The following is a 22,819-nucleotide window of genomic DNA, read 5'->3' on the forward strand; positions in this document are numbered from 1 at the left end:
AAGAAATCCAAAGGAGCCTCAAAAAAAATGAATGAACAAACCTTAAAGCTTTTTCAAACGTTAACAGAGCTTCCAGGTGCCTCTGGAAATGAACACTTAGTAAGAAAATTCATGAGAGAACAACTGTCACAATACTCAGATGAAATTGTTCAAGACAATCTTGGCAGCATCTTTGGTGTGAAAAGAGGTACGGAGACTGGTCCAACCGTAATGGTAGCCGGTCATATGGATGAAGTGGGCTTCATGGTGACTGCAATAACGGATAATGGAATGCTTCGTTTTCAGCCGCTTGGCGGATGGTGGAGTCAGGTTATTCTTGCCCAGCGGGTTCAAGTAATGACAAATAATGGTCCTGTGATTGGTGTCGTTGGTTCCATTCCACCACATCTATTAGACGATGCAAGACGCAACAAACCAATGGAAATTAAAAACATGCTGATTGATATCGGCGCAGATGACCGTGAAGATGCAAAACGAATTGGGATTAAGCCAGGTCAGGCGATTTTGCCTATTTGTCCATTTACTCCAATGGCTAATCCGAAAAAAATATTAGCTAAAGCATGGGATAATCGCTACGGCTGTGGTTTAGCGATTGAATTGCTTCAAGAACTTAAAGATGAAACCTTGCCAAATACTCTCTATTCAGGTGCAACGGTGCAAGAAGAAGTAGGCTTACGTGGTGCCCAAACTGCCGCCAATATGATTAAACCTGACCTCTTTTTTGCACTGGATGCAAGTCCTGCCAACGATATGACAGGAGATAAACAAGAGTTTGGCCAATTAGGCAAAGGTGCCTTGCTCCGGATCCTTGACCGGTCAATGGTTACTCATCGCGGGATGAGAGAGTTTGTACTAGATACAGCGGAAACACATAATATCCGTTACCAATATTTTGTTTCACAGGGTGGAACAGATGCAGGTCGTGTCCATCAATCGAATGAGGGCGTTCCAAGTGCTGTCATTGGTATTTGTTCTCGGTATATTCATACGCATGCCTCCATTGTTCATGTTGATGATTATGCAGCGGCTAAAGAGTTAATTGTTAAACTAGTCAAGGCTTGTGACCAAACAACGGTCGATTCCATTAAAGCCAACAGCTAATTTTAATGGGGGGCATTTTACAATATGCCTCCTTTTACTATGTCTAAAGGAGTTACTATAATGAAAATTATCATTGGATCAAAGAACCCTGCTAAAATTACTGCAGTAAAAAACTGCTTTTCTCATGAAGATGAGTTTGTTTCCTTAGATATCCCATCGGGTGTCAGCGAGCAGCCTTTTTCCGACGAAGAAACGATAAGAGGAGCCATTAATCGAGCGGCAACTGCCTTAAAGCAGGGAAATGGAGATATTGGGATTGGACTTGAGGGAGGCGTCCAGGAAACGAGTTACGGTTTGCTTATTTGTAACTGGGGGGCTCTTGTATCAATTGGGAGGGAGCCGATTATTGCAGGTGGAGCAAGACTCCCTCTGCCTGAAGAAATAGCCATTCGATTAAGGGCAGGTGAAGAACTCGGACCAGTTATGGAAGATTATGCGAAAAAGGAAAATGTAAGGAAACAAGAAGGAGCAGTTGGGATTTTTACAAATGGAATGGTGAATCGTTCTGAAATGTTTACTCATGTTATGAACCTTTTAGTGGGACAATATCAAAGGAGCAAATAATTGGACTGAAGTGCAGCAGGGCTGATATGATTTGTGAAGATGTTACGAAAAAGGTCATATATTCAAATGGAGGCGTTGAATTTGAAGAATTTAGAATCAGTAGAGCAATTTGAACAGCTGCGCGATCATGGGAAAACGATCTTCATGTTTTCTGCAGGCTGGTGCCCAGATTGTCGCGTGATCGAGCCGGTTCTACCAGAAGTAGAATCCAAATTTAATGAGTATACATTCATTCATGTAGACCGTGATCAGTTTATTGAAATATGTCAGCAATTAGACGTCTTTGGGATCCCGAGCTTTATTGCCTTTGAAAATGGGAAAGAGCTGGGTCGATTCGTAAGTAAGGACCGAAAAACGCAAGAAGAAATTGAAGGTTTTATTTCGGGTTTGAAATAAAAAAGTCCGAAACCCTCCATCACCTTTTGAGATGGAGGGTTTTTATTGTAAAATAAGCAGTGTAGCTCCTAAAATGGAGGGATTAAAAGGTGAAAATGGATAGCAGAAAAATGAAAAGTGAATTAGAACAACGCTTGGCAAGAAAAAATCGTTTAATAACTTATGACCGTGAGAAAGACCAACTTCGATTTGAAAGTAAAGAGACCGGTAAAGGTATAACAGTAGCATTACCTGGGATTATTGCCAAATGGCATAGTGAAAAGGAAAAAGCCATTGATGAAGTCGTTTATTATATCGAAGAAGGCCTCCGTGCCATGGAAGACGACATTCAATTAACCAATCATGAGAAAAAAATCTTTCCCGTTATCCGCTCCACTTCTTTCCCATCAGAAGCAGAAGAGGGTGTGCCATTCTTAGTTGACGACCACACAGCGGAAACAAAAATTTATTATGCGTATGATCAAGGCAGTACGTATCGGCTAATTGACTCACGTATCATGGCTAAAGAGGGCTGGGAAGCTAAAAGGATTAAGGAAATTGCCTTATTTAATGTAAGATCCCTGTCGACTCCTTTAAAAGAAGACCAAGTGGCTGGCAATAGTTTTTACTTCCTCAATACCAATGATGGATACGATGCAAGCAGGATCTTAAATAAGGGATTCATAAATGAAATGGAGAAGCAATTTACTGGTACGATGGTACTTGCTGTTCCACATCAGGATGTATTAATTATCGCTGATATTCGTAATGACAGAGGCTATGATGTGCTAGCGCAAATGGCAATGAGCTTTTTCGCAAACGGTCATGTACCAATCACTGCCCTTTCATTTTTATATGAAAATGGTGAATTAGAACCTATTTTTATTTTAGGGAAAAATAAATAATCAAAATAGAAAAAGGATCACATCAAGAAAGGTGATCTTTTTTCATTGCACGATATTTAGTCTGCATGTATTTTGACTCATTTCAAAGAATTATGTCGAAAAAATATGAAAAACTGATAAAATAGAGTGATAGTGAAAGTTGAAAGTAGAAAGAGTGATAGTTTTGAGCTGGTTCCAAAACTTTTTTCAAAGATTAAAAAAAGAGGAAGATGATGAAGAATTTGACGGTTACATTTTACATAAACATGAAGGTCCGCCGTTACTAAACAAATATGAAAATCTAAAGGATTTGGATACAAAAATATCCTATCAATACCCAAAGGGAAGCAATCGTTCTTCTTATACACCCATTCCTAAGGTAACTCAGAAAGTGAAGGAAGAAACATTGCGTCAAAAACGAACAGAGCGGCTTCCGGAAAAAGGAAAAATGACGGAAAAGTCTGTGGTTCAAACAGTCAAAAAGGAAGTCCCTAAAAGCAAACAAGAGCCGCTGCTTAAAAAGAAGGGTCCCTTCCAACCAACAGAAATTCCTTCGCCTGTTTTTGGATTTAATCAGCGGCCTAAGAATACGGATATCATAGTCGAGCATGAATTAAGCCATTTCTTAAACGATGTTGTTGAAAATCGGTTTGATAGTTTAGTTGTTTCAAAAGAAACGATGACCGAAACGGAGAAAACTGTACCATTTGTAAACGATGAGGAACAGCTAGAGGTGGAAACAACTTGGTTAGAAATTAATCAAGAAGAACAAGTGGGCCTTATCGAAGAAAAGCCATCATCTGAACTGCTGGAACACACGATCGAAGAGATTGTTCCAATTCCAATGCCAGAAATTCAGATAGAATTGGTTGAAGTTGAAGAGGAAGTAACACAAGAAGAAGCGACAGAGGAAGTAACACAGGAAGAAGATTCAATAGAGGAAGTAAAAGAATTAATTGCAGTTTCAACAGAATCCATCGAGGAAGCGGAAGTAGTTGAGGCTTTACCTGAACCGCCCGCACCGAAGCGATCTAATTTGCCATTTAATGTGATGATGTTAAAACAAGATAAACAGAAATGGGAAGAGCGAAAACGAAAAAGAGCGCTCGAACAGCCGTCTGAGGTCCCAACTGAGAATAAGCAGGCAGAGAAGGTTAGTCAAGTAATTGACCTGTTCCCAATCAAGGAAAAAGAGAGTCTGCCACCTACGGATGATGACTATTATGCATTCCCAACAGATAGTTTACTAAACCCTCCTGTTACTGTGGTGAATGATACCAAATGGTTACTAGAGCAAGAGGAGATTTTAAACGAAACCTTACAAAACTTTAATGTAGGTGCAAGTGTTGTTAATGTGACACAAGGTCCTTCCGTCACCCGCTTTGAGGTCCAACCAGAGCCAGGTGTGAAAGTAAATAAAATAACTAACTTAAGTGATGATATCAAGTTAAGTCTTGCCGCAAGAGATATTCGGATTGAAGCTCCTATTCCCGGAAAACATACCATTGGGATCGAAGTTCCAAACCAAAAGTCGCGACCTGTATTCATTAACGAAATTATTCAAAGCAGCATCTTTAAAGAATCTACGTCACCATTAACAGCGGTACTTGGCCTAGATATTGCTGGAAAACCGATTGTAACTGACTTAAAGAAGATGCCCCACGGCTTGATTGCAGGAGCGACCGGGTCAGGAAAGAGCGTTTGTATTAACACGATTTTAGTTAGCTTGCTATTTAAGGCTAGCCCAGAAGATTTAAAGCTATTGCTGATTGATCCAAAAATGGTGGAACTTGCTCCATACAACCGTATTCCACATCTTGTTAGTCCAGTTATAACGGATGTAAAGGCGGCAACAGCTGCATTAAAATGGGCTGTAGAGGAAATGGAAAGACGTTACGAATTATTCGCCCATACTGGCGTTCGTGACATTAACCGCTTTAATGAATTGGCTATAAAACATAAACAGTATTCAGATAAACTTCCATTCATTGTTATTGTCATTGATGAGTTAGCCGATTTAATGATGATGTCCCCAGCAGATGTGGAAGAAGCAATTTGCAGGATTGCTCAAAAGGCTAGAGCCTGCGGTATTCATCTCATCGTGGCAACACAAAGACCTTCGGTGGATGTGATAACTGGATTAATTAAAGCTAATATTCCGACACGAGTCGCCTTCTCCGTTTCTTCTCAGGTCGACTCGCGGACGATTATAGATATTAGCGGTGCAGAAAAGTTGCTAGGACGCGGCGATATGTTATTTTTAGAAAACGGCTCCTCTAAACCCGTTCGTCTTCAAGGAACGTTTGTATCGGATGAAGAGATTGATCTAGTGGTGGGTCATGTGAGGGAGCAGCGGGAGCCAGAGTACTTGTTCGAGCAAGAAGAACTATTAAAAAAAGCACAAGTAACCGAAAATGAAGATGAACTTTTTTATGAAGCCTGCGAATTTATTATTGACCAAGGCGGTGCTTCCACTTCAAGCCTGCAAAGGCGGTTTAAAATAGGATATAACCGAGCGGCAAGGTTAATGGATATGCTTGAGACCCATGGGTATATTACCAGCGCAAATGGAAGCAAGGCACGTGAAGTTTTAATTACCTTAGCCGATTTAGAGTCAATCCAAGATGCTAGTGCAAATAATTAATCTATAGTATTCTTTAATGACAGGAACAAATAATATATAGTGGACTGACTAGTGCGGCCGTAAAGATTTTAGATCCGCAAATAGTTTTTCAGGATGAACAATGTTATAATTATTAAATATGTTTTTACAAGTAAATGTTTTTTTAGGGTGCAATCGCACTCAGTTTTTCTTATTAGCAAATACAGACAGATGTCATATACTGTTATACAGATAGACGTTGTTGGAGGTTCTTCTATGACTATTTACCATTTTGTAGGTATAAAGGGGTCTGGAATGAGTGCACTCGCACAAGTTCTACATGATATGAAATTTAAAGTGCAAGGCTCCGATGTCGAAAAGCGCTTTTTTACACAACTGGCCCTTGAACAATCAGGGATAACGATCCTTCCCTTTCAAAAGGAGAATATCAAGCCAGGAATGACGATTATTGCAGGAAATGCTTTTCCAGATACCCATGAGGAAATTAAAGAGGCCATGAAGCTAGGTCTCCCTATTGTGCGATACCATCGGTTTTTGGGCGACTTTATGCAGAACTTTACTAGTGTTGCGGTCACCGGTGCGCACGGTAAGACGTCTACAACAGGTTTACTCGCCCATGTGATTGAAGGGGCTAAACCTACCTCGTTTTTAATTGGTGACGGAACAGGTAAAGGTAAAGAAGGCTCGGAATACTTTGTATTTGAAGCCTGTGAATACAGAAGGCACTTCTTGTCTTATTTTCCTGACTATGCGATTATGACAAATATCGATTTTGATCATCCCGATTACTTTGCGAATATTGATGATGTCTTTTCCGCATTTCAAGAGATGGCCATTCAGGTGAAAAAAGGAATCTTCGCTTATGGCGATGATGAACAGCTTCAAAAAATCCAAGCAAAGGTCCCTGTATTGTTTTATGGTTTTGGCGAGGAGAATGACTATCAAGCCAAAAATATTGTGAAAACAACTAGTGGAACGAGCTTTGATGTATTTATTCGCAATACATTCTATGATACATTTTCCATCCCAACCTTTGGTGATCATAGTGTGTTAAACGCACTTGCCGTTATTGGATTGTGCCATTATGAAGAAACAAATGTAGAGATAGTCAAGGACCAATTAACTACCTTCCAAGGTGTAAAAAGAAGATTTTCCGAAAAAAGAATTGGGACACAGATTTTAATTGATGATTACGCCCATCACCCAACTGAAATTAAAGCAACTATCGATGCAGCTAAGCAAAAATATCCGGATCGGAAAATTGTGGCGGTCTTCCAGCCACATACTTTTTCACGCACTCAAGCGTTCTTAGAAGACTTTGCGAAAAGTTTACGTGAAGCGGACAAAGCCTATTTGTGTGAGATCTTCGGCTCTGCTCGTGAAAATCATGGGAAACTATCAATAAAGGATCTCCAGGACCGAATTGAAGGTTCTGAAATAATTACCGAAGAAAATACATCCGTACTAAATGAATACGAAAACAGCGTAATTATTTTCATGGGCGCTGGAGACATTCAAAAATTCCAAGAATCATACGAAAAACAACTTATAAAATAATGCTGTGATAAAGGTTATTTTTGATTTTATAGCCAAGTTGATTGGAGCGGAAGGCGCGAAGACTCCTGCGGGAGGACGGGGCCGAGGAGGCTCCCCGGACCGCCCGCGCCTGGAGCGGAAATCAACAGCCAAGTTTAAAAAAGCCTAAATAAAAAGAAGGATGCCAGCGATTGTTGGCATCCTTCCTTTTATTTAAGGTTTTCAGGATTTAACACTTCTAATTCAGGAATAACGAACAGACCATCTTTGCGGATTAATACCTCATCAAAATATATCTCCCCACCGCCATACTCAGGACGTTGGATATTAACCATATCCCAGTGGATATTTGAATGGTTTCCATTAAAGGCATCATCATAGCATTGTCCAGGAGTAAAATGAAAGCTGCCAGCAATCTTTTCATCAAACAAGATATCTTGCATTGGATTGAGGATAAAAGGATTTACCCCAATAGCAAATTCCCCAATATAGCGGGCCCCTTCATCCGTATCAAAAATTTTATTGATCCGGCTAGAATCGTTAGACTCAGCTTCTACAATTTTCCCATCTTTAAAAGTCAGCTTCACATTTTCAAATGTAAAACCTTGATACGGAGATGGAGTGTTATAAGTGATAACCCCATTAACGGAGTCCTTAACAGGCGCAGTATAAACTTCACCATCAGGAATGTTTAACCGTCCTGCACATTTAATGGCTGGAATATCCTTAATGGAAAAGCTTAGATCCGTTCCTGGACCAGTAATTCGTACTTTGTCAGTACGATCCATAAGCTCTTTAAGACTATCCATTGCTTTATCCATTTTTCCATAATCAAGGTTACAAACATCAAAGTAAAAGTTTTCAAATGCTTCCGTACTCATCTTTGCTAATTGGGCCATGGACGAAGTTGGATATCTTAGAACAACCCATTTTGTCTTAGGAACACGGATGTCACGATGGACCTTTTTACCAATGGTATTTCCATGGACTTTCATTTTATCATCAGGAACATCTGATTGTTCACTGATGTTATCACCCGAACGAAGACCTATGTATGCATCCATTTTGCTCATCACATTTGCTTCAAATTCTGCCATCATGTTAAATTGCTCTTCCTGGGCACCTAATAAAAGAGAGCGATCCACTTGATGGTCCTTTAAGAGCACAAAAGGGTATCCCCCTGCTAGATAGGCTTCCTTCACGAGGGCAGTCACAAGTTCACGCTGAAGTCCAAAGTTTTCAATTAAAACTTTTTCTCCCTTTTGAAGCTGTACCGAGTAATTAATTAGATTTTTTGCCAGTTTCTCAATACGTGGATCTTTCATATTTTTACGCCTCCAACAGAATTAAGTAAGTACACACATATTGTAACCGAATAAAGGCCGAAAGTTGAAAAATAAAATTCTGCTCCCAATCCGAGATGAAATTTTTATTAGAAGCGGCAGGAAATGAAGACAATTATATGGAAGTAGTATAAGATAATTAGCGAGGTTTATATCTATACTTGATGGGTAATACATATTGATAGGATTAAGGCGGAGGTGCACGATGCAAATTATTTTATACTTAAGCGTAGCCTTGATAGCGATTGCGTTTTTTGTACTTGTCATATTTTTATCGACAACACTTAAATCATTTCAGGTTACACTTACAAACGTTTCGAAGACATTATCTGGATTAGAAAAACAATTGGAGGGTGTTACAGCAGAAACCACGATTCTTTTACAAAAAACAAACGCTCTAGCTGACGATATTAAGCAGAAATCCGATAGTTTAAATAGTGTGGTTGGAGCCGTAAAAGACGTAGGTACAACCGTCACTAAATTCAATTGGACTTTACAAAACATTACTCAATCTGTAGATAAACAAGTAGAGGAAAGTAAAGAAAAAGTCTCGCAAATTGTTCAATGGAGTCATATCATTCTTGAATTAAAGGATAAGTGGCAAGCTAGGAAGCAACAAAAAAACAGGGTAAGCTTAGACGAGGGCAAGAAGGTTAGATCCCATTAGAATATAGAGGAGGAAATTAAATGCCTAATAAAGAATATGATTCACGGGATACGAATCAAACTCGGATTGAGGAGTCTTCCAATAGCTTTTTGCTGGGAGCAATTATCGGAGGAGTGGTTGGTGCAGCTGCGGCACTGCTTTTGGCTCCCAAGTCCGGAAAAGATCTCCGCAATAAGTTTAATAACCAAGCTGGAACGATCCTCGATAAAACAGCTGCCATGCGTGAAAATGTAATGACAAAAAGCAATGAATTAGCGTCCAAAGGATCCAGCCTTTCCCAAGGAATTGTCCTACAATCCCAAGAACTATTGAACAAGGTAAAAGGAAAAATAACGAGCCAAGACGAGTTGAAAGAAGAAGGAGAATTAAACTATATTCCTCTTCAAACTTCTAAAGAAAAGATAGAATCGAAGAGGTCAATCGAAATTGGACCCCTTGATAGCTCAGAAATAAGAAAAAAGCTGGAAGAAGCCGAAAAGGCCTTTGATGAGGAAGAAAATAAGGTTAAACTATAAAAATTAGTCGCAAGCTAAATCTGTTTATTTGTTATAAAAACGGTGGAGTGATAAAATTACTTCACCGTTTATTTATTTTCTGGAGGTATGTACCCATGTTAGAGAAAATTGATTCAATTGAACAATTTGATGAAGTATTAAAAAAGGAGAGTACGTTTTTTCTCTTAAAGCATAGCCTAACGTGTCCGATTAGCCATGCTGCATATAAGGAATATGAAAAATTTGCAAATGAAAATCAAGCTGTACCCACTTATTTCTTAGCTGTTCAGGATTCTCGTCCGTTGTCCAATGAAGTAGCAGAAAAATTTCAAATCAAACATGAATCGCCACAAACCATCTTGTTTTCAAACGGAGAGCCTTTATGGAATACTTCACACTGGAAAATAACAAGTCGTTCTTTGACAGGTGCTTTTGGTGAAAATCAAGCATAATATATCACAAACGCTTTAGTGCTTAAAAGCGTTTAATCATTAAAGAAAAAACAAGTGACAAACAAATATTTATCCGCTATAATAAGTCCTAATTATTAAATTGTTATAATATTTAAATTCTTAAACTTGAACCGATATTATAATGACAGATGAAAAAAAGGCATTCAGAGCTTTATTTTATAGAGTTCTGATTAGCAAAGGAAGGACGGGGACGAAGGATGGGCAAAAAAATTGAATTAGAACAATTGAGGTCGCGTGTCGATGAACTAAACTTAGAATTGTTGAGGTTAATTAATGAAAGAGCACAGCTCGTTCAGGATATAGGGCGGGTTAAAGAAAACCAAGGGGTATACCGTTACGATCCAGTCCGTGAAAGAAAAATGCTTGATATTATCAAAGAGCATAATGATGGGCCTTTTGAAGATTCGACCATTGATCATATTTTTAAAGAGATTTTTAAAGCTGGTCTCGACCTGCAACAGGATGACCATAGTAAAGCCTTACTTGTCTCAAGAAAAAAGCAGCCTGAAGACACGATTGTTACCTTAAAGGGTGAAAATATTGGCGATGGCAAACCACACTTCGTTTTTGGTCCATGTGCAGTCGAGTCATATGAGCAAGTGGCAACTGTAGCAAAAGCAATGAAAGAAAAAGGATTACACCTATTACGTGGCGGAGCTTACAAACCTAGAACATCTCCTTACGATTTCCAAGGGCTAGGTGTTGAGGGATTAAAAATCTTGAAACGTGTTGCAACGGAATTTGATATGGCTGTTATTAGTGAAATTGTTAACCCTGCTGATCTTGAAATGGCTTGTGACTATATCGATGTCATTCAAATTGGGGCACGCAATATGCAGAACTTTGAACTGTTAAAAGCAGCAGGTTCCGTCAAAAAACCAGTTCTGTTAAAAAGAGGGATTGCGGCTACAATCGAAGAATTTATCAATGCTGCCGAGTACATTATGGCACAAGGGAATGGGCAAATCATCCTTTGTGAGCGTGGCATAAGGACTTACGAACGTGCTACAAGAAACACTCTAGATATTTCAGCAGTACCTATTTTAAAGCAAGAAACACATTTACCTGTATTAGTTGATGTAACGCATTCTACAGGTAGAAGAGATTTACTATTGCCATGTGCTAAGGCTGCGATTGCAATTGGTGCAGATGGTGTAATGGCTGAGGTTCATCCAGATCCAGCAGTGGCACTTTCGGATCAAAAGCAGCAAATGGATCTTAATCAATTTGATAAATTTTTCAATGAACTGCTTGCATCCAATTATGTTCGACTCTAATTTCAAGTAGATAGTTTTATGAAAAACCTTCTGCAACTCCTTTGCAGGAGGTTTTTTTGATAATATTTAGCTATTTAGCAAAAAATGCTGACAAATGCAATTGCGGCTTTAATCTTCTTGTCGTATCATTAAATACATATTAAAGATTGTTTACGTTCTCACAAACAAAAACAAAAACTAAATGTTTAAGTTTATACAAGCTGATGTAAAATAAAGAAAACGATGTTCGTTTTAGGAGAGTGTGTTAAGTGAATATTACTATTTATGATGTAGCAAGAGAAGCCAATGTTTCAATGGCAACCGTTTCCCGTGTGGTTAACGGAAATCCGAATGTAAAGCCAGTGACCCGCAAAAAGGTGTTAGAAGTTATTGACAGATTAGGCTACCGTCCAAATGCTGTCGCTAGAGGATTGGCAAGCAAAAAAACTACTACAGTTGGAGTTATTATTCCAGATATTTCAAATATCTTTTTTGCCGAATTAGCCCGTGGGATTGAAGATATTGCAACGATGTATAAGTACAATATCATTTTAAGTAATTCCGACCAAAACAAAGATAAAGAATTACATTTGCTTAATACGATGCTCGGTAAACAAGTGGATGGATTAGTCTTCATGGGTGGTAATATTACAGCCGAACATGTCGAGGAATTTGAAAAATCACCGGTACCGATTGTGTTGGCAGGATCGATTGAAGAATCAAACAAGATTCCATCTGTAAATATTGATTATGAAGAAGCGGTATATGACTCAATCAAGGAATTTATTGAAAAAGGTCATAAGAATATTGCCTTTGTAGTTGGACCACTTCATGAACCTAAAAATACGTTTAAGAAGTTGAGAGGGTATCAAAGGGCATTACAAGATTCCGGTATTCCTTATAATGAAGAACTTGTGGTTGAAGGAGATTATACGTACGATTCTGGGATTGAAGCGATAGAAAAATTACTTGAAGTGGCAGACCGACCTACAGCCATCTTAGTGGGTTCTGATGAGATGGCACTAGGCGTTGTCCATGGTGCAGAGGACAAAGGCTATAAGATCCCTGAAGATTTTGAGGTAATCACATCTGACAATACAAGGCTATCACTAATGGTGCGCCCGCAGCTAACAACCATTGTTCAGCCATTATATGATATTGGCGCGGTTGCAATGCGGCTCTTAACCAAATTAATGAACAAAGAACAGGTGTCAGATCAAATTGTGGTTCTCCCACATCGGATTGAACACCGACAATCAACAAAATAAAATAATGGGGTGGCCACATGTTGGCCACCCCACTTTTTTATACGGATTCGCTCTTTTGCTGACTTCGAATCGGATAAAGTGACTTTTCGAGGGTTAATAAATTCTTTTCGGTAATTTCTGCTTTTCTAGGGATGGGAGTATATAGGTTTTCTGGATCGTCCCATTCCGTTGGTAACGATACAGGAGATTCCTTCTGCCAGGAAGCTAACCACTCCTTAGGTAAACTGCCATAACAGTTTGAGTTTTCTGTCATTTCCAGCCAAATAAAAGACCATGCTCTTGGAACTACCCTCCAGATATCATAACCGCCGCCGCCGACAGCAATCCACTTCCCGTTACAATACTGATGGGCAATTTCATGTGCAAGCCTTGGTATCTCTCGATAGATTTTCATTGTTGAAGAAAGGTGTGTTAAAGGGTCCAAATAATGGGAGTCTGCACCATTTTGGGTTAGAATCACATCCGGTTTAAAAAACTCAGCCACTTCTCTAAACGCATGTGTGTAGGCCTGCAGCCACGATTCATCTTCGGTAAAGGCATCAACGGGGATGTTAAAGGAATAGCCATAGCCTAACCCTTGACCGCGCTCATTTACATTGCCTGTACCTGGAAATAAATATCTTCCTGTCTCATGGATCGACAGGGTACATACATTTGGATCATCATAAAAGGACCATTGAACCCCATCTCCATGATGTGCATCGGTGTCCACATATAAGACACGAGCATTATATTTTTCCTGAAGATATTTGATGGCGACCGAGCTATCATTATAAACACAAAATCCAGATGCTTTTCCTCTGAATCCGTGATGTAATCCTCCGCCAAGATGAAGAGCGTGAAGTGCCTTTCCAGTCATAACCTGATCGACGGCCGTTAATGTCCCCCCAACAAGTGAGGCGCTTGCTTCATGCATGTTAGGGAATATAGGAGTGTCTTCCGTCCCAAGACCATAGTTTTCTGCTATATCTTGTGGCAATTGGCCATTTCCCGCCTTTTTCACTGCTTCTATGTAACTTAGGTCGTGTATTAAAGCTAACTCTTCCATGGATGCCATTCTGGGCGGGATGACATCGTCTGGATTAAGAGCATTAATCTTCTCTAATAGGTCTACTGTTAACGTAAGCCGGAATTGGTCAAAAGGATGCTGATTGCTAAATTTATATTTCAGCAGCTCGTCTGAAAAAATAAAGGAACACTTATCGCTCATATTGAAATCCCCGGAAGGTTTGGCCATAATACATGAAAGCCAGCCTGTTTAAGTTCTTGAATTAATATAGTGGGATTCATAGTTTGCAATCTTATCACAAGGATTTTATATTGCTCATCTGTTTTATCAGGGTAAACTAATAGACTCAATATATTTGCTTTCCGGTTCTTAATAACAGCAGTGATTTCACTGAGTTTACCCGCAAGATTAGGGATCTTAATTTCAATTTGTGATCCTGGCTGATGGGCCCCTGTTAATTCAACCAATGTCCGCAGCAAATCTGTTTCGGTCAAAATTCCAACCAATTCCCGGTTATTTATGATCGGCAGACAACTGATTTTATGCTCATAGAAGAGACCTGCCACTTCCTCGACGAAATCAAGAGGATGGCCTGTAATGACATTCCGTTCCATAATCGCCTCAAGTGGCTTTTTCATATCCTCTGGATGCTCATTGGCATGAAAAATAGATGGAGTTGCCTCATGTATTTTCGAAACAGTGACAAGACCAACTAAATGTTTCTCATCATTAATTATAGGAATATGGCGGATTTTTCTTGACTCCATTAATTGGATTGCATCCGCAATGGTATCTGTTGGTAGAAGTACTGCAACATCTATTTTCATGATTTGTTCTACAATCATAAGAAAATCCTCCTTACCCAAATATCAGTAAAATGATTAATACATAAACCGGTTCATAAATCTGAGACGGTCAAATTTTTGGATGGTTTCCATATCGATTCTTTTTCCCATCCTAGCCATGAGACAATTAGCAGGGTGTGAACAAATTTCAGGATCATCGGTTGCATACCACTCAAGGCCGCCCGCATTCATCATTTTTTCCATGATCTTCCGATACTCCCACACATTTAGTTTGGTACCCTTTAAATCCCAGTGCCAATAGTACTCTGTTGTTATGGTAAGATAATCTTCCATCGCATCATCCATCATGGAGACAATTAATAGGCTTTTCCCGACTGCACATCCCCTAAATTGAGGAATCACCTCGATGGCACCTAATTCGATTAAATTATCCATTTTGCCTTCTGACCATCGTTCAAGCGGGTCAGGATATAGGAAAGTAACATATCCGACTATGGTGTTTCTGTCCCTTGCAATAATAATTCTACCTTCTGGAAGCTCTGCAATACCAATTAAAGCCTGATGCTGCTGTGCAGGAGGGCGGAAGGCAGTGAGGTCTTCGTGAAATTCATAGCCAGCAAGTTTATCTGAAGTAATAGGCCCTTCAACAATTATAGACCCGTGAGGTGTTTTTAATTGTTTGGCATTGTATGTCTTTTTGTGTTCCATACGGTCACCTACCCTGGAAAAATCTTTCTAATTATAATTCTATTATACATAAAATCTATTACAGAAAAGTGACTTCACAAAATTTTCTGTCTTATAGTAAAAAAATATTGACATTTTATGTATAAATATAAAAGAATAATAATATAGTACTTTTTTAAAAATTGTGAATAGTTATTATTTGTACTATAATAATTTTAAATAAAGTCAAAGGGGGAGATTGAATGAAAGTGGAAGCGTTGCCAGTTGTGCAAGGGGATCATAATCTAGGTAATTATCAAGAAATGTACAAGCATTTCGACTGGAAGGAAACAGAAAAGGAATTTACATGGAGTGAAACGGGGCTTGTCAATATGGCGTATGAGGCCATTGACCGTCACGCGAAAACCTTCCGGAAAAATAAAGTTGCACTATACTATCGTGATGGTTCAAGAAATGAGAAGTACACCTTTAAAGAAATGAAAGATCTATCAAACAAAGCGGGCAATGTGTTAAAAACTTACGGGGATGTAGAAAAAGGTGACCGTGTATTTATTTTTATGCCGCGCTCTCCAGAACTTTACTTTACCGTTTTGGGTGCAATCAAGCTTGGGGCTATTGTTGGTCCTTTATTTGAAGCATTCATGGAAGGGGCTGTCAGGGACCGTCTGCAAGACAGTGAAGCGAAAGTTTTAGTCACGACACCTGAATTGTTGGACCGGGTGCCTGTTCAAGACCTGCCTGCACTGAAGCATATTTTCCTTATCGGTAATAATGTTGATGAACAAGGCCGATATATTGACTTTTTGAAAAAATTTGAAGCCGCAAGCAAGGATCTTCGAATTGAATGGGTTGACAGAACGGACGGCTTGATCCTGCACTACACATCAGGCTCAACAGGAAAACCAAAAGGTGTATTGCATGTACATAATGCCATGCTTCAGCATTACCAGACAGCTAAATGGGTGCTCGATCTAAAAGAGGATGATGTTTATTGGTGTACTGCTGACCCAGGCTGGGTAACCGGTACTTCTTACGGTATCTTTGGGCCATGGTTAACAGGGTCTTCGAATGTGATTGTCGGAGGTCGATTTAGTCCAGAATCCTGGTATCAAATGATTGAGGACTTTGGTGTAACCGTTTGGTACAGTGCTCCTACGGCATTCCGAATGTTAATGGGTGCAGGTGATGAATTGGTTAAGAAATTTGACCTAAGCAGTCTACGCCATGTTCTAAGCGTCGGGGAACCATTAAACCCTGAAGTTGTTAAATGGGGGGCAAAGGTATTCAATAAGCGAATTCATGATAACTGGTGGATGACAGAAACTGGTGCGCAATTGATTAGTAACTATCCTTGTATGGAAATTAAACCCGGTTCAATGGGGAAACCGATTCCAGGTGTAGAAGCAGCGATTGTTGACAATCAAGGGAATGAACTTCCGCCGTATCGGATGGGGAACCTCGCGATTAAAAAAGGCTGGCCTTCCATGATGAATACAATTTGGAATAATCCAGAGAAATATGAATCATACTTTATGCCAGGCGATTGGTACGTTTCAGGCGATTCTGCTTACATGGATGAAGAGGGCTATTTCTGGTTCCAGGGCCGTGTCGATGACGTTATTATGACCTCAGGGGAGCGCGTAGGACCGTTTGAAGTAGAAAGCAAGCTAGTCGAGCATCCTGCCGTCGCTGAAGCCGGTGTCATCGGTAAACCAGACCCAGTTCGTGGTGAAATCATTAAAGCCTTCATTGCACTCAGAGACGGCTATGCTCCAACGGACGAACTAAAAGAAGAAATCAGGCAATTTGTGAAAAGAGGTCTTGCCGCTCATGCAGCACCAAGGGAAATTGATTTCCGTGATAAGCTGCCGAAAACAAGAAGCGGGAAAATCATGAGACGTGTGTTAAAGGCATGGGAACTAAACCTGCCAACAGGTGACCTTTCTACAATGGAAGATTAAAGACCGGATTTCCATTATGGGAAAAGAAAATGACTTGAGCCAGGCTAGATGCCTGGCTTTTTAGTGTTCTAAAAACAGAAAAAACCGCACCAACTATCGGTGCGGTTTTAAATATTTACGGTGTTTTTGTTGGCTCAGTCGGTTTAGTTGGAACATTAGGGCCATTCGGTACACCAGGTTTAGCAGGGCCATTCGGTACACCAGGTTTAGCAGGGTCTTTCGGTACTGCAGGTTTAGTTGGATCTACAGGTGGTGGTGTTACTATTACTCCAGCCTCAACCAGATTCGAGGGGGCAGACTCTCTACCAGCAATATCGACCGCCGTTACATAATAGGTACCAGTGCCAGCTTGAAATGATCGATTTGAGCCATTGATCACACTGCCTACTTTTGCTGAAACTAATCCACCTTGATAGACGCGGTAACCGACAACATCATTATCACCAGATGCTGACCATGTTAATGTATTTCCTTCTACTTTTAAGACGACACTGTCAGGGTTCTTCCCGTTATCGTACATTTTTGCACTTGATACGAGAATTTTCCCCCAGCGCTCCTTCTGTGGAATTAGTTGTCTATAATTATGGAAGTTACTTCCAACAATGCGTTTGATAAAATCAGGATTTAAAATGAGACCAAATTGGGCAAACTCTTTTGGTGTAGAATCCAAGGCCAAATATTTTTTGTCGCCAACCATAACAAATTTTCCTTCAATTAAGCTATCATCAACTCTTGTTGGTACATTATTGACATTAAAGTAATCTGTTTCGATTAATCCTGCTTTTGAACATGCCTCGGAAGGAAGCATTCCGGAAACTGCACAATAAGAACGTTGTACGATTCCTTTTGGCATTTTAAATGACGTCTTTGGAGCAATTAGATCAGGTTTAATTTTATAGGCAGCGTTCATTAACTGAGCCCATAAGTTATTGGTCCGTGAACTATAAGACATACCGGATGTCTGGAGCGATTTTGGTGTATCATACCCTCTCCACAGACCAAAGGTGACATTAGGGTTTGAAGCAACGAACCAAGAGTCAATATATTGATTTCCTGTCCCCGTTTTCCCAGCCCAGTCCGCACTGAAATTTAGTTTGCTTCTAACTCCTGCTGCCGTTCCCATCTTTACCACGTCACGCATCATATCAATCGTTAAATAGGCTGTTTGCGGCTTAAAGACATTAACAGGCTTCACTTCGTGCTGATAGATAACCTTGCCGTTTTTATCGACAATTTTATCAATCATATAGGCATCAATAAATTTTCCATCATTAGCAAAGGTACTAAATGCGTTCGTATTTTCTTCGATGGTTACCCCATTTGTCATCGATCCAATCGAAGTAGCTAGATTGGTATAATCATCTTTTCTTAAAGAAGTAAATCCCATTTTTTCAAGATACTTGGCGGGACGTTGATCAACGATACTCTTGTAAAGCTTAACCGCTGGTACGTTATAGGATTTCGCCAATGCATATCTTGCTGAAACCAGTCCACTGTACCGATAGTCATAGTTTTGCGGCCAAGGATCACTTCTGCCGGGAGCAAGACTTAACGCTACATTTGGCAGCGGTGTTCCCGGAGCTGCTTTTCCTAACTCAATCGCTGGTGCATAGACAAGAAGTGGTTTCATGGTAGAACCGTTTTGTCTGATGGCACTGGTTGCGTGATTAAGCTGTTGATCGTCATAATTCCTTCCAGCGACAAAACTGATAATTTTTCCAGTCTTGTTTTCGATCAGTTCCGCCCCAACCTCCGCAGGTTCCATAACTGTTTTTATTTCTCCTGTTTCAGGATCCTTTTTTTCTTGAGGCTTATCGGGTCCGTAATATTGATAATTATCCTTAACCTTTTGCATCGCATCGTATATGTTTTTGTCTATCGTCGAATGAATCTTGTATCCATTTTGACGCAAAGCATTTCGAGCTAATATTTGATATTTATAAGCAAGATTGTCATCGTTTTTTAACTCTTCCTCTGAAATCCCATCATTTTTTGCTAAGACAGTAGTCAGGACTTCAATCGAACGCTTTTCAATTTCGACTGTTAACCATGGGTATTTTTCCAGTGGGTTTGCGACCGGGTTGATAAAATCCTTTTTAATATCGTAGGCAGAGGCTTGCGCATATTCATGCTCGTTAATATAGCCACCGTCAAACATTCTCTTTAGGACGGTTTTCATCCGTGTGAGACCTGGTTCGAGATATTGCGGTTCTTTTATCGTCCCTTCCCGTGTAAAAGGGGTATATCCAAACGGGCTTTGAGGCAACCCTGCAATGAAAGCGGCTTGCGGAAGTGTTAAATCACTCGCCTTTTTACCAAAGATCCCTTTTGCCGCTGCTTGGACACCAGCAATGTTTCGTCCAGACGAATTTCTTCCTAAGGTAGACACATTAAGATAAGCTTCAAGAATTTCTTTTTTATCAAAAAATTTCTCTAAACGAAGAGCAAGTAAGATTTCATTGGCTTTCCTTTGAAACGAGACCTCATTTGTTAAGATTTGATTTTTTATTAATTGCTGTGTTAAGGTACTACCGCCGGATTGAACAGCAGAATTTGTCACTTCCTGAAAAACGGCCCGAAATACAGCTTTTGGGACAACACCTTTATGCTTGTAAAAGTATTCGTCTTCAGTTGCAACTACCGCATTGACTAAATCATTTGATACATCGTCCAATTTTACTTCTTCCCGTTCCAAGTCGGTGTGAAGTTTACCAAGATAAACATTATCCGAAAAATATAACTCAGAAGTTTCCGTATAGTTATAAATATCTTTTTTCATGCTGTCATACGAACGAACAGGTTCATCTTTTACAAGTGAAGCAAAATAACCAGCACCAACACCTGTGGCAAATGATCCGCCAAGAATGACGACTGTTAATACAAGGAGTAACAGATTCCAAACTACTTGATATGTGATTCGTGCACGTTTAACCGTTTTTCTATGGGTAAATATGTTCAGTAAGGATTTTGCTTTTTCTATCCATGCTTGTAATTTTTCAACCATCTATAGTATCACCTCATCTAAAATCAAGTACATTATAGCATACCAAAGGTTTAAAAACTGACAAACTTCTACATTTATCTGAAATTTCCAGTTGGGTTTGACAAGGAGCTTTATATATGGTAAAAAAAGCTATACATTAATTTTATAAAAAGCTGTGAAGGGAACCAACTGTAGTTCTTCTATCCCTGTTTTTAGAGAGTCAGCGGTGGTGCGAGCTGATACATATAGAAGAGTGAATTACTCCCCTGAGCTTTCTCTGTGAAACCTGATTTTTAGTAGCGGAGAACGGTCTAAACCGTTAATTTTTTGAGTTGGAGGAATTTTCCTCAAGCTGGGTGGTACCGCGTAAATTTACGTCCTTGCATTTTTGCAGGGGCGTTTTTATTTTTTTACCAAATGGGAGGGAATAGGATGGATTTATTACAAGATTTGGCATGGAGAGGAATTATCTATCAGCAGACGGATGCAGAAGGTTTAAAGGATACATTAGGCAAGGAGCAAATTTCTTTATATTGCGGTGTTGACCCAACCGCAGATAGTATGCATATCGGCCATTTGCTGCCATTTTTAACTCTTAGAAGATTTCAGCAGCATGGACATCGTCCGATTGTGTTAGTCGGAGGAGCGACAGGCTTGATTGGAGATCCAAGTGGTAAAAGTGAAGAACGAAAGCTGTTAACATTAGAAACAGTGCAGGATAATGTAGCTGGTATCAAAAAGCAACTTGAATCTATTTTCGAATTTGAAGGTGAAAACGGGGCGATCATGGTTAATAACTATGATTGGGCAGGCTCAATGGATGTCGTTACCTTCTTGCGTGATATCGGCAAGCATATCGGTGTCAATTACATGCTGGCGAAGGATACTATTGCATCAAGGCTTGAGACGGGTATTTCGTTTACTGAATTCACTTATACTATTTTACAAGCGATGGATTTCCTTCATTTATATGAGCATCACAACTGTAAATTACAAATTGGCGGAAGTGACCAGTGGGGGAACATAACTTCAGGATTGGAATTAATCCGCAAAGTTCAGCCAGAAGGCTCGAAGGCATATGGGTTAACCATTCCGCTTGTGACAAAAGCAGATGGTACAAAGTTTGGAAAAACGGAAAGCGGTGCCGTTTGGTTAGATCCTGAAAAAACTACCCCATACGAGTTCTACCAGTTCTGGATTAATACGGCTGATGCAGATGTAGTGAAATACTTAAAGATTTTCACATTCCTTTCGCACGAGGAAATTGAACAATTAGAAAAAGCTGTTCAGGAAGAGCCGCATCTTCGTAAGGCACAAAAGGTATTAGCTGAAGAACTGACTCGTTTGATTCACGGTGAAGATTCCTTGCAACAGGCTATCAAAATTTCCGAGGCGTTATTTAGCGGGGATGTAAGAAGTCTTTCAGGTGCGGAAATCGAGCAGGGCTTTAAAGATGTACCAGCTTATACTTCACAAAATGAGGAGAATTTGGTCGATCTTTTGGTTGCGGCGAAAATTTCCCCATCCAAGCGTCAAGCACGTGAAGACATCTCAAATGGTGCTGTTACTGTTAATGGTGAGAAAATTACGGACAACGCTTATATCTTAGTAGAATCCGATCGAATTGAAGGAAAGTTTACGATTATTAGAAGAGGTAAAAAGAAGTATACGTTAATTAAATACTAATAAAAGAAGGGCTTTGGAAATCAAAGCCCTTTTTTTGCTATAAGGATATCCGTGTAACAACGGGTTAATTTATTTCGTCTAATATAAAAGGAACGAATATGGGGGTTAATGTATTGAAAATATTATTACAAGCCGTTTTTATTATTCTCATCGCACTTGTTACATTTTTCGGACTTGGTCCTGTTTTATATGCAGACGGGGTATTACAAGAAAGATTATCGACTGCGGCTATCGTAGTTGTCATCTATATAATACTTGCCTTTTTATATCGGAAATCTATCAAATGGGTCAATCGAGGATAGAAAAAGCTCTCATACAATGGGTATGAGGGCTTTAACCTTATTAACGTGACTCATGTCTTCGTGACTTAGGTTCTTCGGATTCAGCTTTTTAATTTTTACTCCTATAACTAACATTATTAATGTAGAACATAGGAATGCGAACGAGTTCCTCATTAGCGACCAAATGAACAAAATCATCTTTTACCTCACAAAGTACTCCCTTAACCATTTCAGAACTTCCACGATTAATTTTTACCCAATGATATTTCAATGATTTAAGTAGGTCTTTGAATTTCTCAGCATTTTTAAAATTCTCAGGAATTTCAGCGTCGAATTCCCACTTCCCTTTCATATTTTCTGTAAAACTTTTAATGTGTTGAGTTTTGTAATAAACAACTCCATCTTCTTCTGTAAGAACGACGATATAATCGTCTCTTTCAGCCAATAACTTCCCAATTTTGGATTCCGATCCGTCTCGATTAACCTTGATAACTGTATCCTTAAAATATTTCATTAGGTTTTCACTCATATAAAAAATCTCCCCTTTAAGTTATTTAATTACATTTCATCATATGTATAACGGGAGGAACTTGTCCTAAGCAAATGGCCTGTCTTTAAATTGTTTGTCTTTTTCATTCTCTGCGGTGCAGCATGATTTTGTGCTGCAAGTCTCTTTATGTCTTATTAGTCAAAAAGAAGAAATAAAAAAAGAAGCGTTAGACGCTTCAATTAGAGTAAAGTGTGAAAATTGACACTCGCACTAAATATTATTAAAACTAAAACGGCTTGGGCAAAAACAAAATTTCATGAAGAAGTAACTTA

20 protein-coding genes and 1 other annotated feature are annotated in these 22,819 nt (G+C 39.4%); of the genes, 14 read left to right on the plus strand and 6 right to left on the minus strand.

What is annotated here, in order from left to right; genetic code table 11:
• Nucleotides 1-27: 27 nt before the first annotated feature.
• From COE25_RS16165 to murC, 6 genes are all read left to right on the plus strand, one after another.
• Nucleotides 28-1,101: a M42 family metallopeptidase gene (locus tag COE25_RS16165; protein WP_098933328.1), complete on the plus strand. Its 1,074-nt coding sequence runs from the start codon at nt 28-30 to the stop codon at nt 1,099-1,101.
• A 60-nt stretch (nt 1,102-1,161) separates the two neighbouring features.
• Complete coding sequence (locus tag COE25_RS16170; protein WP_088089285.1) at nt 1,162-1,665, plus strand: DUF84 family protein; 504 nt, start codon at nt 1,162-1,164, stop codon at nt 1,663-1,665.
• Between the two features lie 81 nt (nt 1,666-1,746).
• On the plus strand, nt 1,747-2,061 hold the full coding sequence (locus tag COE25_RS16175; protein WP_098933329.1) for a thioredoxin family protein: 315 nt from the start codon (nt 1,747-1,749) through the stop codon (nt 2,059-2,061).
• Nucleotides 2,062-2,156: 95 nt separating this feature from the next.
• Entirely contained in the window at nt 2,157-2,945 is a 789-nt protein-coding gene (locus COE25_RS16180; protein WP_098933406.1) for a DUF1444 domain-containing protein, read from the plus strand.
• 163 nt (nt 2,946-3,108) lie between these two features.
• Complete coding sequence (locus COE25_RS16185) at nt 3,109-5,568, plus strand: DNA translocase FtsK (protein ID WP_257208853.1); 2,460 nt, start codon at nt 3,109-3,111, stop codon at nt 5,566-5,568.
• Between the two features lie 234 nt (nt 5,569-5,802).
• Nucleotides 5,803-7,104 (plus strand): UDP-N-acetylmuramate--L-alanine ligase, encoded by a 1,302-nt coding sequence (gene murC, locus COE25_RS16190; RefSeq protein ID WP_098933330.1) that lies wholly within the window; start codon nt 5,803-5,805, stop codon nt 7,102-7,104.
• 188 nt (nt 7,105-7,292) lie between these two features.
• On the opposite strand, the gene COE25_RS16195 is transcribed toward murC, so the two are convergent.
• On the minus strand, nt 7,293-8,408 hold the full coding sequence (locus COE25_RS16195) for an aminopeptidase (RefSeq protein ID WP_098933331.1): 1,116 nt from the start codon (nt 8,406-8,408) through the stop codon (nt 7,293-7,295).
• Between the two features lie 223 nt (nt 8,409-8,631).
• Here COE25_RS16195 and COE25_RS16200 point away from each other — a divergent pair, with 223 nt between their 5' ends.
• The 5 genes from COE25_RS16200 (at nt 8,632) to ccpA (ending at nt 12,584) form a co-directional block, all read left to right on the plus strand.
• Nucleotides 8,632-9,093, plus strand: a complete 462-nt coding sequence (locus COE25_RS16200) for a DUF948 domain-containing protein (RefSeq protein ID WP_098933332.1) — start codon at nt 8,632-8,634, stop codon at nt 9,091-9,093.
• Between the two features lie 20 nt (nt 9,094-9,113).
• Nucleotides 9,114-9,608 carry a YtxH domain-containing protein gene (locus COE25_RS16205; RefSeq protein WP_098933333.1) on the plus strand — a complete coding sequence of 165 codons (495 nt, stop codon included), beginning with the start codon at nt 9,114-9,116 and terminating at the stop codon, nt 9,606-9,608.
• Nucleotides 9,609-9,703: 95 nt separating this feature from the next.
• Nucleotides 9,704-10,039: a bacillithiol system redox-active protein YtxJ gene (gene ytxJ / locus COE25_RS16210; protein ID WP_088089278.1), complete on the plus strand. Its 336-nt coding sequence runs from the start codon at nt 9,704-9,706 to the stop codon at nt 10,037-10,039.
• Nucleotides 10,040-10,257: 218 nt separating this feature from the next.
• Complete coding sequence (locus tag COE25_RS16215; protein WP_098933334.1) at nt 10,258-11,337, plus strand: bifunctional 3-deoxy-7-phosphoheptulonate synthase/chorismate mutase; 1,080 nt, start codon at nt 10,258-10,260, stop codon at nt 11,335-11,337.
• Nucleotides 11,338-11,585: 248 nt separating this feature from the next.
• Nucleotides 11,586-12,584, plus strand: coding sequence for a catabolite control protein A (ccpA, locus tag COE25_RS16220; RefSeq protein ID WP_088089276.1), 999 nt, complete (start codon nt 11,586-11,588; stop codon nt 12,582-12,584).
• A gap of 37 nt (nt 12,585-12,621) precedes the next feature.
• Here the strand turns inward: ccpA and COE25_RS16225 are convergent, their stop codons facing one another.
• From COE25_RS16225 to COE25_RS16235, 3 genes are read right to left on the minus strand one after another with little or no spacing between them, the layout of a single operon-like run.
• Complete coding sequence (locus COE25_RS16225) at nt 12,622-13,794, minus strand: acetoin utilization protein AcuC (protein WP_098933335.1); 1,173 nt, start codon at nt 13,792-13,794, stop codon at nt 12,622-12,624.
• Nucleotides 13,791-14,438, minus strand: coding sequence for an acetoin utilization AcuB family protein (locus COE25_RS16230; protein WP_098933336.1), 648 nt, complete (start codon nt 14,436-14,438; stop codon nt 13,791-13,793). Before COE25_RS16230 ends, COE25_RS16225 begins: the two co-directional genes overlap by 4 nt.
• A gap of 36 nt (nt 14,439-14,474) precedes the next feature.
• Entirely contained in the window at nt 14,475-15,107 is a 633-nt protein-coding gene (locus COE25_RS16235) for a GNAT family N-acetyltransferase (protein WP_088089273.1), read from the minus strand.
• A 221-nt stretch (nt 15,108-15,328) separates the two neighbouring features.
• Here COE25_RS16235 and acsA point away from each other — a divergent pair, with 221 nt between their 5' ends.
• Nucleotides 15,329-17,047, plus strand: a complete 1,719-nt coding sequence (gene acsA / locus COE25_RS16240; RefSeq protein WP_088089272.1) for an acetate--CoA ligase — start codon at nt 15,329-15,331, stop codon at nt 17,045-17,047.
• A 115-nt stretch (nt 17,048-17,162) separates the two neighbouring features.
• Here acsA and COE25_RS16245 read toward each other — a convergent pair whose 3' ends face one another.
• Nucleotides 17,163-20,051 carry a transglycosylase domain-containing protein gene (locus COE25_RS16245; RefSeq protein WP_098933337.1) on the minus strand — a complete coding sequence of 963 codons (2,889 nt, stop codon included), beginning with the start codon at nt 20,049-20,051 and terminating at the stop codon, nt 17,163-17,165.
• A gap of 145 nt (nt 20,052-20,196) precedes the next feature.
• Nucleotides 20,197-20,415, plus strand: a binding site (T-box leader).
• A 47-nt stretch (nt 20,416-20,462) separates the two neighbouring features.
• Between COE25_RS16245 and tyrS the strand changes: the two genes are divergently transcribed.
• The gene (gene tyrS / locus COE25_RS16250) at nt 20,463-21,716 is read left to right on the plus strand and encodes a tyrosine--tRNA ligase (protein ID WP_098933338.1); all 1,254 of its coding nucleotides are present in this window, start codon (nt 20,463-20,465) and stop codon (nt 21,714-21,716) included.
• A 113-nt stretch (nt 21,717-21,829) separates the two neighbouring features.
• Nucleotides 21,830-22,018 carry a DUF6954 family protein gene (locus tag COE25_RS16255; protein ID WP_098933339.1) on the plus strand — a complete coding sequence of 63 codons (189 nt, stop codon included), beginning with the start codon at nt 21,830-21,832 and terminating at the stop codon, nt 22,016-22,018.
• A gap of 88 nt (nt 22,019-22,106) precedes the next feature.
• Here the strand turns inward: COE25_RS16255 and COE25_RS16260 are convergent, their stop codons facing one another.
• Entirely contained in the window at nt 22,107-22,526 is a 420-nt protein-coding gene (locus COE25_RS16260; protein WP_098933340.1) for a hypothetical protein, read from the minus strand.
• Nucleotides 22,527-22,819: the final 293 nt, after the last annotated feature.

The organism is Bacillus sp. AFS031507 (assembly GCF_002584635.1).
In the GTDB taxonomy this organism is placed as follows: Bacteria; Bacillota; Bacilli; order Bacillales; family Cytobacillaceae; genus Neobacillus.